The sequence below is a fragment of the Haloarcula sp. HT12 genome (genome assembly GCF_055271655.1).
The window spans coordinates 85478-98960 of record NZ_JBUXKW010000004.1 but is presented as its reverse complement, the minus strand read 5'-3'; the positions used below and the strand labels follow the sequence as shown (position 1 = coordinate 98960).

Annotated in this window: 9 protein-coding genes; 3 read left to right on the top strand and 6 right to left on the bottom strand. The window is 57.1% G+C overall.

Annotated features, from left to right (window positions below):
* The first annotated feature begins 331 nt into the window (after positions 1–331).
* Both ACY9XZ_RS13620 and ACY9XZ_RS13615 read left to right on the top strand, forming a co-directional pair.
* A complete protein-coding gene (locus ACY9XZ_RS13620; RefSeq protein ID WP_463457563.1) occupies positions 332–2524 on the top strand; it encodes a carbohydrate-binding domain-containing protein in 2193 nt (730 codons plus the stop codon).
* Positions 2525–2536: 12 nt separating this feature from the next.
* A complete protein-coding gene (locus ACY9XZ_RS13615) occupies positions 2537–3796 on the top strand; it encodes a hypothetical protein (protein ID WP_463457562.1) in 1260 nt (419 codons plus the stop codon).
* A gap of 182 nt (positions 3797–3978) precedes the next feature.
* On the opposite strand, the gene ACY9XZ_RS13610 is transcribed toward ACY9XZ_RS13615, so the two are convergent.
* The 5 genes from ACY9XZ_RS13610 to ACY9XZ_RS13590 all read right to left on the bottom strand — a co-directional run bounded on the left by ACY9XZ_RS13610 (position 3979) and on the right by ACY9XZ_RS13590 (position 10933).
* The gene (locus tag ACY9XZ_RS13610) at positions 3979–5271 is read right to left on the bottom strand and encodes a hypothetical protein (protein WP_463457561.1); all 1293 of its coding nucleotides are present in this window, start codon (positions 5269–5271) and stop codon (positions 3979–3981) included.
* A gap of 69 nt (positions 5272–5340) precedes the next feature.
* On the bottom strand, positions 5341–6513 hold the full coding sequence (locus ACY9XZ_RS13605; RefSeq protein WP_463457560.1) for a glycosyltransferase: 1173 nt from the start codon (positions 6511–6513) through the stop codon (positions 5341–5343).
* A 202-nt stretch (positions 6514–6715) separates the two neighbouring features.
* Positions 6716–7672 carry a glycosyltransferase family 2 protein gene (locus tag ACY9XZ_RS13600; RefSeq protein WP_463457559.1) on the bottom strand — a complete coding sequence of 319 codons (957 nt, stop codon included), beginning with the start codon at positions 7670–7672 and terminating at the stop codon, positions 6716–6718.
* A 66-nt stretch (positions 7673–7738) separates the two neighbouring features.
* Positions 7739–9529, bottom strand: a complete 1791-nt coding sequence (locus ACY9XZ_RS13595; protein WP_463457558.1) for a hypothetical protein — start codon at positions 9527–9529, stop codon at positions 7739–7741.
* Positions 9530–9733: 204 nt separating this feature from the next.
* Positions 9734–10933: a glycosyltransferase family 4 protein gene (locus tag ACY9XZ_RS13590; protein ID WP_463458090.1), complete on the bottom strand. Its 1200-nt coding sequence runs from the start codon at positions 10931–10933 to the stop codon at positions 9734–9736.
* A gap of 375 nt (positions 10934–11308) precedes the next feature.
* On the opposite strand from ACY9XZ_RS13590, the gene ACY9XZ_RS13585 reads away from it, so the two are divergent.
* On the top strand, positions 11309–12478 hold the full coding sequence (locus ACY9XZ_RS13585; RefSeq protein ID WP_463457557.1) for a glycosyltransferase: 1170 nt from the start codon (positions 11309–11311) through the stop codon (positions 12476–12478).
* 30 nt (positions 12479–12508) lie between these two features.
* Here ACY9XZ_RS13585 and ACY9XZ_RS13580 read toward each other — a convergent pair whose 3' ends face one another.
* Positions 12509–13447 carry a DUF1616 domain-containing protein gene (locus ACY9XZ_RS13580; protein ID WP_463457556.1) on the bottom strand — a complete coding sequence of 313 codons (939 nt, stop codon included), beginning with the start codon at positions 13445–13447 and terminating at the stop codon, positions 12509–12511.
* Positions 13448–13483: the final 36 nt, after the last annotated feature.

Sequence of the window (13483 nt, the reverse complement as noted above, 5' to 3'; positions counted from 1 at the left end):
GTTGGGAGGCTGGAGAGACGGAAGCTGATTAGTTCCCCGTGATCGTCTCGCCTACGTAACAGAAATCAGTGACTCAGCCTTGGTGATTTCGGATGTGCCGTATCTAATGGCGGTAAAAACAGATTGAACAACACTCTATAATGAGGTCTTAATTTCGGTTATATATAGTAATTCAACCATACTGGTTCGATTCGAATTGCTCTATTGTCATTTTCAATTATAAGTTTCGTCTTTATTGTGGTATGCAAAAAACATAGCCTGAGTAGCAAATTAGCTAAACGAGATCCAACTCGTAACAACGAATAAAATAGTAAATAGGGATTACCGGAGTGTGACCAACAAAGAACAGAATCGCTCGCACGACAGTGATGAGGTGTCGCGAGACGATAGTAGTACGACAGGAACGACCATCGTAGATCGCCGCACCTGTATGAAATTAGCAGGTGTTGCCGCCGCCTCCTTGGCAGGTTGCACCGGTAAAGGTAGTCCTACCGCCGGGGAATCTGCAGCACAATTCGGGTACGGTGGTGAACCTGCAGTTACGACGCAACTCAGCGCGGTCGATGTCTCGAAGGTGGCCGAGGACACCAGCCTGTTGAATTCGGTTAGTAGCCTCAGCATCGATTCCCCGCTCTCGACAACACTGTCTCCAGGTTCGTCTGATCTCTTTTCGTTCAAGCCCGACACCGAGGACGTGACGGTCAAATTCATGCCAGGTTCTGACACGGGAGCCACTGCCCTCGGGATATTCAACCCCGACGGTGAGTTACTGTCCCAAGCGTACGCGAGTTCGAACGCCCCGGTATTTCTCCCTGAATCCCTCTCAGCTAGTGGCACACACTACCTGCAGGTCATGGACGTCAGTCGAACCGGTGGCGATTACTCACTGAACATCTCGACGGACAGCACGACGCAGTCCCAGTCACCGTACGAGGGGACCGTCAAATCGATCCCCGGCCGGATTCAGGCGCAGAATTTCGACATCGGTGGGGAAGGCGAGGCGTACCACGATACGTCCGATGGGAACATCTACGGCTCCGCGAACCGTGATTCCGACGTCGATATCCGAGCCACGGAAGACGAGTCCGGAAAGTACAACATCGGCTACTTCCAGGCCGGCGAGTGGCTGGAGTACACAACCGATGTCTCCCCCGGGACCTACGATATCAGAGTCCGGGTTGCATCAGCGCTCTCGGACGGACAGCTCGAACTGTCACTGGGGGACCGGACCCTCGCAACCATCGATATCCCCAACACCGGCGACTGGACCTCGTGGGAGACAGTCACGGTAGAGGACGTCGAGATCGACTCCGAGCAGCAATCGACGCTCCGGGTCGAGGCATTGGATTCCGGCGTAGAGTTCAACTGGCTCGAATTCGTTAGAGTCGAGGCACAGAAACCGTATAACGGGACTCCCGCGACGATTCCGGGGCGCATCGAGGCCCAGAACTACGACGCGGGCGGTGAAGGGATCTCGTACTCCGATACGACGTCCGGCAACGAATACGATCTCGGCTACCGCGACTCCGACGTCGATATCCGACAGACACAGGATGCCTCCGGGGAGTACAACATCGGCTACTTCGATGACGGCGAGTGGCTCGAGTATACGGCCGATGTCTCGCCGGGTCAGTACGATCTCAAGGTTCGTGTCGCAACGACCCGAGACAATAGACAGCTCCGGTTCTCGCTCGGTGACCGAGAGTTAGGCACCGTCGACGTACCGAACACCGGCGGTTGGTCGACGTGGGAGACGGCCACGTTAGAAGACGTCACAATCGAAGCCGACGGACAGCAGATCCTCCGTGTCGAAGCCCTCGGTTCCGGGATCGACTTCAACTGGGCCGAGTTCTCCGCAGTCAGCACCGGTAACCAGCCGTTCAGCGACGTTCCGACGCTTCCTGGCCGAGTCCAGGCACAGGAGTACGACCTGGGCGGAGAGGGGGTGTCGTACCACGATACCACCGTCGGCAACGAATACGATCTCGGCTACCGCGATTCCGACGTCGATATTCGACAGACAAAGGACGCCGCCGGGGAGTACAACATCGGCTACTTCGAAGACGGCGAGTGGCTCGAATACACCGCAGAAGTGCCGGCCGGAACGTACGACATCGATATCCGCGTCGCGACGACGCGAGACAACAGGCAACTACAGTTCAGCCTCGACGGTGAGCAACTCGGGACGGTGGATGTGCCAAACACCGGCGGCTGGACGACGTGGGAGACGGCGACGCTCCCTGACGTAACGGTCCAAGACGGTGGCGAGCACGTCATCCAAGTGAAAGCAGTTGGCTCCGGTATTGATTTCAACTGGTTCGAATTCCGGGACGTGGAGGAAACGCAGACCGAAACCGCGACGCCGACGGAAACGGCGACGCCAACGGAAACCGCGACGCCTACGGAAACCGCGACGCCGACGGAGACTGAGACGGCAACGGAAACTGAGACAGCGACCGAATCAGCTACTGACGACTTCGGCAGCGAAGGCTACGGTATGGGTGGGTACGGGGGTACCCAGTAACACGACAGAACGATGGCAGAACGATACAACACACCCGCAGAGGGCACACTCGATTGGCACGTACCGCTTAATGAAAACTTCGAGAAGCTCGACAGCCACGTCGAGCTTCGGGACGCTGAATCCAACCTCAGCCAGTACGAACCGAAGACGGGATCGAAATTCCTCGCGACCGACACCGGCACGGTGTACATCGGCGACGGTACCAACTGGAACCGGGTCGGGAGCCTCAGTGCGTCCGACGATTCAGTTTCCGAGGCCGACGACGGGTCGCTCATCGCCCCGCCGGGCGAAGTGCAGTCTGTGATCGACCAGGCGTCCAAATCACACACCTGGGCACAGGGGCCGAGCCGGACGGTGAAGCTGGTTTCCGGAGAGAATTACTTCACGTCGGACACCATCGAACTGAAGCGAAACGTCCGACTCGAATGCAACGGCGCTCGGATCGTTCCGGACGGCGACTTCAACGTCATCGAGATGTATCGCGGCACCCAGCTCGTCGACCCGTTCATCGACACGCGCCCGGTCGGCTGGAGCTCCACGCAGGTCGTCGTCGGTGCGCCGGACGCAGACAAGATCGAACCGGCCAACCGCGCCACTGTCGAGGACGCGTACCTCATGGGTGACAAGGGCGAAGGTATCGGTCTGCAGTTCCGCGGCGGTTCGCGACCGTGCTCGATGCAGGTTGCGAGCGGAAACATCTCCGGGTTCGATATCGCGATCGACTGCTACGCCAGCGGGAGCGACACGTCCGGCCAGGGTGACTGGTCCAACGGGAACCGATTCACCGGCACCATCACCGACTTCCGCATCGGAGTCAACCACCGCTCCGAAGGGGCCGAAGTGTCCGGTAACGTGTTCAACCTCATGGTCCAGCCATCGAGCGACGTAAGCGAGTGGCTCTGGTACATGGAAGACGACCCGCGCTCGGAAAGCCAGCGTGGCGACAACTCCTATGTCAAGGGCAGCAATACGATGGTCGTGTACCCGTGGGACACCGCCCTGTTCAAGGAGAACAACCCGTACCACGAGAGCGGTGACCGCCGCGCCCCGATCTGGTATCTCGGCAAAGGGAAAAACTACGCGAACTCGCTGGTCGATCAGTCCGGCACGCTGGGGAACCAGTTCATCGTCAACAACTCCGATTACCCGGACCGGAACGGTATCTTCACCTATCACGGCGGACGGGTGACCGGGACGAGTCAGTTCTCCCACCCGCCGTCCTACCAGCCAAACAGCGACAGCCGCATGTGGCACGACGGGTCGGTCAACTAAGACGGAGTATTGTCGATTAGTTCCGGATTACGCCGACCTCAGGAGTTTGCTACCACCGGAAAATTCTACAGCAATCCGTGTAACTCGCAGTCACTCGACTGCCGTTTCGCTGTGTCAAGAAACACGGACGTTCCGAGTGAGAACGGTAGCGCAGTGTTCGTAGCGTCGCAGTCCGCGAGTGGTTAGGCGTTTCTCGACCCGGAATGCCAGTCCCGGCTGTCGTTCTGCTGATATGCCGGCTCTGTTTCGAACTCCGACGTTCCTGAAACGAAGCTGCCATGAGCCGTGAAGATACCGTTCCGGTCGGGGTTATCCGAGTTGTTCACCAGGTACTGATTTCCGCGGATTCCACTGAAATCAAACAACGAGTTCCCGTACCGTTTCCCACGGCCGAGAAACCAGAACGGTGCGCCACGATCATCGTCGGAATAATACTCATTGTTGGCCTCGTAGGCAGTGACGTCCCACGGGTGTGCGATGACGGTGTTCCCGTTCATGACATAGTTGTTATCACCGCGGGAGTCCCGCGGATCCCGGTCCATTTTCCAGAGCCATTCACTCACGCTACCGGTCTGTGCTTGAACCCTGACTGAGTTCCCGCTCACTTCCGCTCCCTCCGAACGCATGCTGATACCGATACGGAAGTCCTGTAATCGTCCCCAGAACTGGTTCCCGTTGGACCAGTCGCCCTGGCCGCCCGTATTGTCTCCCGCGGCGTAGAAGTCAAGCGCCCGGTCGAATCCGTTGAGCGTCCCGCTCGCGACCTGCATCGAGCACGGGGAAGAGCCGCCCCGGAACTGAATTCCGATACCGCTTGCGGGTTCGCTGAAGAGATACGCGTTTTTGACCCAGCCACGGTTTCTGGTATCTAACTTGTTGACGTCCTCCGGACCCAGTACGATCTGTATCGAACTCCACTGCATCCCCCGCGTGTCGACGAACGGGTCGACGAGCTGCGTATCCCGATCGAGTTCGAAGACGTTGAAGTCGCCAGTCGGAACTACTTTCGCCCCATTGCATTCGAGTCGCACGCCGCGGTGGAGCCGTATCGTATCATCAATCTCGTATTGAGTCCCGGAAACCAGCTTCACCGTCTGAGTGGGGCGTTCTCCGAACTCCGAGCCGGTGGTAGCAGCGTCGATAACCGGCTGGAGCTGCCCGGGCTTTGCGATCAGCGTTCCATCAGTTGTCCGTGTGGCTGTTTGTCCTGACTCACCGAGAGAGACGACCGACGCACTGCCCGCGACACTTCCGAACTCCTGCCACTGCTCACCGTCGCCGATGAAGATACGGCGGGAATCTGTCGCGAGGAATCGTGCCCCGGCTTTCGGTTCGTAATCCTCCAAATTCTCGGCGGCGTCCTTGATTTCGACATCTGTATCGATACGCGCGAAGTTCTCGTTGAGCGGAATGTGCCAATCCTGTGCCCCACGATCCGGACGCTGGTACTTGTGGTTCGCGGTGTCCTCGGCCATGTACAGTACTTCCAATCGGCCTAGTAAAATATGCTGTCGCTACTGCCTCAGCATAAGACTGCCCGGGAGTTATCCGGTGTATTCGCCGCCGTAATCAGTCGCTTCTTTGGCGCCCGCCGACACCCGGCTGTACACAGACTCGAATCCGTCTACCATAGCAGCAACCGTGAATCGCTCTGCGGCCCGAGCGATCGCTGTGGCACCTAAGTCCGCTGCGAAATCGGGATGGTTCGCCAGTCGGATCGTTGCCCAGGCTATCTGCTGTGAGGAACAGACATCGACGAACAGGCCGGAGTGATAGTTCTCAAGGAGATCACTATTGCCGTCGACCGGCGTTGCGACGATGGGGAGCCCGGCCGCCATCGCTTCGATAACCGCTCCAGGAAGCCCTTCAAAGTGTGACGGGAAGACGAAGATATCCATGGCATTGAGCAGCGCCGGGATATCGTCCCGAGTCCCGAGTAGATGGACCGAATCCGTACATCCCATGTTTTCGATACGCTGTTCAAGTTCCCGGCGGTCCGGGCCATCGCCGGCGAATACCAAGTGCGCATCGGGGAGTTCGTCCTCAATCGTAGCCCACGCCTCGAGTAAGTCGAAGTGGCCCTTCCGTTCGAGGAGGCGACCGACCGTCCCGACGACAGTCGCATCAGTGGGAATGTCAAGTTCCTCGTGTAGCGCGGCCGGGGTCGCACAGCGGTAGCTATCGATGTTTCGGCCGTTGTACACCACTGCAACGTCGTCAGGCTTTGCCCCCCGCTCGACGGCGAACTCTCGCCCAGCCGTCGAGTTCGAAACTACCGCGTCCGACAGGGGAAGCGTCACTGTATCTATGAGGCGACGAACGGGCGGCTCCGAGTCCGGAACGGAGCGAATACCAGTGATAACCTTCGCTGAGCAGAAGAGGCTCGCGATTCGGACGATAACGTTGCCATAGAAGAGAAAGGACTGGATGATATCCGGATCTTCGCGCCAGGCAGCGATACAGAACCGAAGCGGCGCGAGGAGGTACGCCACCGGTGTCTCGACGCCCGCAATCGTACCGTTTTCGAACTGGCCAGCATCAGTCAGACACCGTACCGTCACTGCCGAGTCAAGTTCCGATTCAAGGGGGTTTGTCGAGAAGATCGTCCAGATGGTCACGTCATATTCGTCGTGATCGAGACCGTTCACCAGATCGATAAGCGTTCGCTCAGCGCCCCCAATGACCAGTGCACCGATGAAGTACCAGAGTGTCGTCACGGGGACACCACCAATCGCAGTATCGAACAGTCGGGCCACGACACATGTGCGAGTTGGGTTCTGGGGCACCCGGTGGTCATCGATCCGATACTGTCCATGCGGTCGGATACCCGCGTCTCGAATTGCATTGTGAGTCGACTCCTACTGTTTCGGGTGTGTTTCGTCATCAGCGATGGGAACCACATCCGGGCGAGCGCGTCGGTCATTCGGTTATCGTCCCGTTTGAGAGCCCGTGCATCGTCCGGACGAGATATCTCGCGGGTTCATAGCTCAGTCGGCCACCGAGTGCGACGAGAGCGTACACCACTCGGTCAGAGTCAAAGGGATAGTAGTACACGGACTTCAGTAGTTGTTTTCTCGCGTCCCCGTAGAACCGATTCCGCAGAGCGTCCTGACCGAGAATAAACAATAGTGACGCCAGGAACATCCGTTCGTATTTGCGACCGTAGCTTCTGGCGAGTTCGCGGTGTTTTTCGATCAGCAATGGAAAAGAAACGTCCCGTTTTTCGGTGTAGTTGTTGCTGATCCGCTCTTCGTCCTCGGGGCAATGTCGTCGCGTCAGTAACTCCCGGATGACCCGAAACTCCGTGTGCTGAGAGAGCCGAATCAGCCACTCTCGGTCTTGCCAGCTCGGGAACCGCTCGTCCGGCAACCCCGCTGCCGAAATGATGTCTTGCCGGACCATCAGCGTGGAGAACTCACCGAATGATTTCCCGACGAGCAGATCCTCCGCAACGGTACCTTCGCAGGTGAAAATCACCTCACGGGTGTAGGAGCCGTAGTCGTACTCACAGCCAGTGTAGACGACACCGACACCGTCGTCGGTCCGCTGGAACACGTCGACCTGTTTGCTGATCTTTTCAGGTCGCCAGTCGTCATCGTCGTCGAGCAGGGCTATATACTTCCCCTCGGCCTCACGAATCCCCGTGTTTCGAGCCTCGTTTGCGCCGCGGTTTTCCTCGTGGCGAATACAGACGAGATCGAGCCCATCCAGGGATTCCCGGGACAGCGTGTCGTTTGCAGGTTGTGGTGAGTGATCGTCAACGACGATAAGTTCGATATTCGGATACGTTTGTTCTGCCACGCTCCGTGTGGCTCGTCTGAGCTTGTCCGGCCGCTTATACGTCGGTATAACGACACTTACCAGCGGTTGTGGCATGTAGTTGTCCTCGGGATAATCGATACCGGAGTAAAGTTAGTGCCTCACTATGCACTGGCAGTCCGGTCAGGTATCCGGCGAAACCGACCAGCCACTGAACCCACCGTTGGTGTACACCTTGTTCGCAGTCGGATCGTTGTGGAACCGCGCGAGGCTGTCTTCACCGTATCTGAAGAGATACTCCTGTTGTTGGTCCGTAAAATAGGACGCGGTGTGTTGCTCTGTGTCATGTGTTTTCGTCATGACGTAGCTTCGGCCGAATGTATCCGCCGCCGTGACATTCGCACTGAAATAGCCGAGGTTCCGCGGGATGTTGTTGTTGATATTGATGTCCGCCGGATAGTACCTGGGGCTATTTCTGCCGAGGACAAACGCCTGCATCTTGTGAGACGTGTCCATTGCGTGTATCGGGACACCCTGGTCATAGTGGGTTGCCATGTGTCGAGTTCCGTCGTATTCGGCATACGTCATGTGGTTGTTCGGTTCGTACGCCGCCCCCGCGGCCAGAACTGCACTCGTCACCATCAGAATCGCCAGTACGACAGTCACACCGGATCGTTGCTCGCTTGCACTATGTACGAGGGCGAGTGCAACGACGACAGCGGCGAACAGCAGCGAGTACCGGTTCGCTCGGATGATCCCCTTGACGATGAGGTTGCCCAGCAGGAACGTCCCTGCAACGGCGAGCCCGGCGGTGAAATGGGTAGTTCCGAGTCCCCAGTCGTATCGTGGACCGCGCCACAGGAACCAGTAGAGAGTCAACAGGGTGAACACGCCTGCAATGGTGAAGTAGATCGCAGTCGATCCGTACAATGTCATGAATTTTTCGAGGAGCTGGCCCGTCGAAAACTCTACAGATCCCGCTTGCTGTAACTCTCTCGCCGCCGGTGTCGCATCGTCCTGTGAATTGATCACCTGTGCGATCGCCTGTCGCGTCTGGCCGAATTTCGTTAGCCACGCGAACAGCAATGGCAGGAACGCAATCCCCAATCTCGGACTGAGCGTCCGGACATGCGTCAGCGAGAGCCGACCGAACACGCCGGAATACACCGCAGTCAACAGTAAGAGGCCGACCATGAACAAGGTCGTCATAGGGTGCGAATAGATGACGAACACGCCGATGAGCAGGAACAAGACGAAATACTCGTTGTCGTTGCTCCGCCGGTATAGTTCCGCAAGCGTCAGCAGTACCGGGATGACCATAAACGAATTCATGGCCGGGTGGTTCGAGAGGTGGAAGGTCGTGTAAATAAGAGGTGTCCCCGCGGCGAGTCCCGCCGCCAGACTTCCGGATTGCCCGGAAATCGTCCTGACGAGGACCCCGATACCGACAACCTGTATCGTCGTAAACAGCAGCGCTGTTAAGTACGGGATAGCATCGAGTGGAACGCCGAGCATCGTCATCTGGGCCATCAATACGTGTTCCCCCGGGTACCAGATTCCCGGAAGTGACCCAGTCGCCAGTATTCCTTTTATGTCGCCGAAATGTCGCAACGCGTCGGCTGTTCCCTGTCCGTAGAACCGGTAGCCGCGTGCTTTCGGCAGGAAAAAATACAGTGCGTAGTTAGCGACGACGAGACCGAGACCGTGTCGCCAGTACCCCGACCCCGTTACTGCCGCAGCGATCAAAGTCAGCATCCCGCCCCCCAGCACGATGTAGAACAGGTACCAGAACGGCTGTGGTAATGCGTCGACGAGAGACGTTTCGTATCCTGTCACCGGCTGTATCGCGAGGAAGACACCGCTTTCGAGGACGAGAACCCCCGCCAGGATGATTACGAGATACTCCTGTAAATCGCGGTTTGCAAACTGATAGGTGTCGAATACCCCCCTGTCGATGTCAGTCTCGAAGCCCATGTGTTGCTCTTATGAATGTTGGTCACTATCGGTCCGCCGTTGACCCAGTCCTGGACCACTCTTACACAGTCACACTGTTAAGTAATCAGAAACTAACGACCCGACCGGGTGAACTACACGACCGTTCGGCCGGAAGAAACCGGGTGGCTACCCGGTCAGTCCGGGACGGTCTCCTGGCATCGGCCCCCGTTAGTGTCCACACGGTTATTGTATATCTATCTCGTCCTGTGTCACTGGGATCTGTGGACTCGATGGACCCTCGCGGTCCGTCGTCGCCGGTTCGCTACTGTCGGCGACCTGTCCGAGTACGTTCGTCGTCTCCCGAACAGTGTCTTCCCAGTCGTAGCGCGTTGTTACGATTCGGCGGCCGTGTCGCCCTAGATCGGAGAGCAGTTGTTTATTTTCGACTAAGTCGGCAACTGCGGCGGCAAGTCCCCTGATATCTCCGACTTCAACGGTCGCGCCGGTTTGATCGACGATCTTGGCGGTCTGTTCGAGATCGCTGGAGACGACCGGTGTCTCACACGACAGCGCCTCCAGGACGGTTCGCGGAAAACCCTCAGTACGGCTGGGCAGAACAAACAAGTCGGCCGCTCTGAAAACAGCCGGCATCTCGCTGTACGGGACACGGCCGAGAAAAGTAACAGCATCGTTCAGTCCCTCCTCGGCGACAGTGTCTTCCAGTTTGTCACGCATCGGCCCGTCGCCACAGAAGAAGAGCCGAACATCCGGACACCGGTCCTGTATTTCCGCAACCGCCGCCAGTAGATCCTGTGGGCGTTTGCCGTCCACAAGGCGACCAACAAAGACGATTGCGGGACCGTCGGCCGCGTCGATTTTATCATGTTTTGTCCCGATCGGGGAAAATCGCTCAGTATCGACGCCGTTGTTTACTACCGCAATATCCGCATTGACACCCAGTTCTCGCAGTTTAGCCTGTTCAACATCCGTGTAGCAGAACGTTACGTCAGCGGAATCGTATGTCCATTTTCCCACTGTTCGCAGGTGTGCGCGCGAGAACCACAACGGCCCGCGCTGGGAATTCAGTCCGTGACACGTCACCGCAAGTGGAATCCCTTTCAATCGACAGTAGGTCACAGCCACATTCGTCGAAAAAAACAGGTGCGAGTGGGCGTGAACGACGTCGTAGTTTTCATTGTTTCGGAGAATTCCGATCGTGTCCGTAAAGAGTTGATTGCCCAGAATCTCGGCCTTCGGCGGTTGTCGGATGAGCGTGTATCCGTCACGTTCGATAGTCTCCTGCTCGTCCACGCTGTCTGAAGCAGTTAGAACAGTCACATCGTGTCCGTGTGCTGCCTGGTCGCGGCTAAGGGCATGTATGTGATACGGTGCGCCACCGACTGTTTCAGGGAAGATATCCTGAGCCACCCGAAGAATACGCATTTGTTCACCCCGGTCTTGTGGAGAGGTAGGTTTAGTTAATAGTCTGATTTTACAGTAGCGACTTCCTATACCGTCGATTATCATTCTTTATTTGACAGCCAAAACCCACACCCACGGACTCAGCAATGCGTGATAGGAACAGTCACTAGCGGACGTATCAGATGACCCTATGTTTTAGTGCAGTACCGGAATGGCCAGAGTGACATGGTGATAAAGCGCATGAGTAATTGACTGCGGTAGATGACAAGAATCTCATCACCAGCTTCCTCGTATGATTTAGAGCAAAAAACCATTTCGAAGGAAAATCTCGAATTTGTATCCCGACCCACCGTAGGGACAGTATAAACAAACACCCCCACCGTCTGTGTCCGAGTAATGGTAAATACTGGGCCGATAGCGTTCTATATACCGTCACTGACCGTTGGAGGAGCGGAGCGTGTCACGGTTTCCGTTGCGAACGGTCTCGCCGAACGCGGCTACGAGGTGGATCTGGTCGTATCATTCAATGATGGGGCGTTCCGAGACGAGGTCGATGAGCAGGTAACTATCGTCGATCTCAACACACCAAAAATACCGGTGCTCGGGATTGGGGCCAGTGTCCCCTGCCTCTCGAAATATCTCTCCGCACGGTCACCGGCCATCTTGTTCTCACAGATGACCTACGCCAACGATATCTATCTAGTTTCACAACTGGTAGCGAGATCCGATACGGTCTCAATCGGAACCATACACAACACTCTCGGCATGCAGGAAGAGCCAAAAGAGAAACTCGTACAGGCGCTCCAGCGACGACTGGCGGGACAGGCCGATCAGTTCGTCGCTGTCTCCGAAGGCGTCGCTGAGAGCGTCGTGGAGTATGTCGGCGTTGACCGGGAGAAAGTCTCCGTGTTGCACAACCCCATTCCGGTCCATGATGTCCAGCAACAGGCCCGTCAGTCGGTTGACCACCGCTGGCTCGATTCCCCGGAACACGAGGTTGTCTTGGGAGTCGGACGGCTCGAACGGGCAAAGAACTTCAGTTCGTTCCTTCGAGCTTTCGCAAAGCTCCATGCGAATCGGCCGCAGACGAGAGCGATAGTCGTCGGGAAAGGCTCGGAACGCGCGGAACTCGAAGCGCTCGCGGCTGAGTTAGGTATCGAAACCGTTGTCTCGTTCCCCGGATTCGTCGATAACCCATATGGATACATGGGCGGTGCGTCCGTGCTCGCGATGTCGTCGATCCACGAGGGGCTACCGACAGTCCTCATCGAGGCACTCGCCTGTGGGTGCCAGGTCGTTTCCACGGACTGTCCGAGCGGTCCTGCGGAAATACTTCATAACGGCGAATATGGTCACCTCACACCAGTTGGGGACGATTCAGCACTCGCAGATGCTATCGAAGCCACACTGGAGTCACCGCTCCCCCCAGACAAACTCGTCGAACGGGCACACGATTTCGCCCCCGATGCCGTGATAGACGAGTACGAAACGTTCGTTCACCAGTACGTAGAGCCCTCGACCAGGGGATCAGTTGAACCGAATGCCGAGTCACCAGTCGCCTTTTAAGCCGGTGAAGTACCGATTGGGGTGCGTTTTTCACCCGTTCTGGGTTACATCGACCCAGATGTGGGTCTCCCGATAGGCGTTGTCGACAGTCGGCTGCTCTGGAACTCCATCCCGGTACAGCAGATACGTTAATCGGAGTCGTTCACCTTCGAGTACTGGGGTAACAGTGTGACGCTCCTGCCACGTTTCACCGGGAGAAATCGTCTCGCTGTACGTATCGAGACGCGCGTTTTCGATCGGATCGCCCGTCGGTGCTGTTCTGGTGAGTTGGACGACGACAACGTAATTCGTCTGTTGTTGCTCACGGTTTGTGACAGTGAAGTAGAGCTCACTGGCTTCACCAAGCACCATCTCCGCCGGATACCCGTCCGCTTGCAACGTCCCGTCGTTCTCGGTCAAGAGTCCGAACTCGGTGTACGTTTCCCCGCGTTGGGGCTGTGCGGCGACGAAAGTCACACTGATCAGGGCGACCAGGACGGCCGCCGCAACGACGACTGAGCCGAGTTGGACGCCGCCATCGGTCGACTGTGTCCTGCTGTTTGAGCCCGTGTTGAACTGCACTGCTGATTTGGTTGCCTCCGGACCCGACACGATTCGGCGGTACAGCGCAATGAGTGTCGACAAAAGCGTCACCGCAGCGAGCACTGAAACGACCGGGACGGGTCGGATCGGCCAACTGGTGAAATCCAAATTCACCCCGACAATGACCGCTAAACAGATGCTCGCGACCACGGCGTACAGTATCCGCTCGAGACCGATGAGTCGATGCTGCTGATACGTGGATTCCCGATCAGGAAACAACGCAGCAATCAGCGCATAGCCAGGAACGAATAGGAGGAACGGGATTGCCACGGCCGCAAGCAACAGTCCATCGACTGGCGAAACAGTAGCGGCAAGTGTAATAGCTGTAATGACGCTAACGGCAACGAGATCTGATAGCTCCGTCAACGTACCTGACCACCTACCCATGAAGGCTCTTCAAGACGCCGTCAGCATAAGTAGCAA

Bases quoted from the DNA above. Each gene is read 5' to 3' on its own strand.
- ACY9XZ_RS13580 (WP_463457556.1), bottom strand. From the start codon at position 13,447: ATGGGTAGGTGGTCAGGTACGTTGACGGAGCTATCAGATCTCGTTGCC.
- ACY9XZ_RS13585 (WP_463457557.1), top strand. From the start codon at position 11,309: ATGGTAAATACTGGGCCGATAGCGTTCTATATACCGTCACTGACCGTT.
- ACY9XZ_RS13595 (WP_463457558.1), bottom strand. From the start codon at position 9,529: ATGGGCTTCGAGACTGACATCGACAGGGGGGTATTCGACACCTATCAG.
- ACY9XZ_RS13600 (WP_463457559.1), bottom strand. From the start codon at position 7,672: ATGCCACAACCGCTGGTAAGTGTCGTTATACCGACGTATAAGCGGCCG.
- ACY9XZ_RS13590 (WP_463458090.1), bottom strand. From the start codon at position 10,933: ATGCGTATTCTTCGGGTGGCTCAGGATATCTTCCCTGAAACAGTCGGT.
- ACY9XZ_RS13610 (WP_463457561.1), bottom strand. From the start codon at position 5,271: ATGGCCGAGGACACCGCGAACCACAAGTACCAGCGTCCGGATCGTGGG.
- ACY9XZ_RS13615 (WP_463457562.1), top strand. From the start codon at position 2,537: ATGGCAGAACGATACAACACACCCGCAGAGGGCACACTCGATTGGCAC.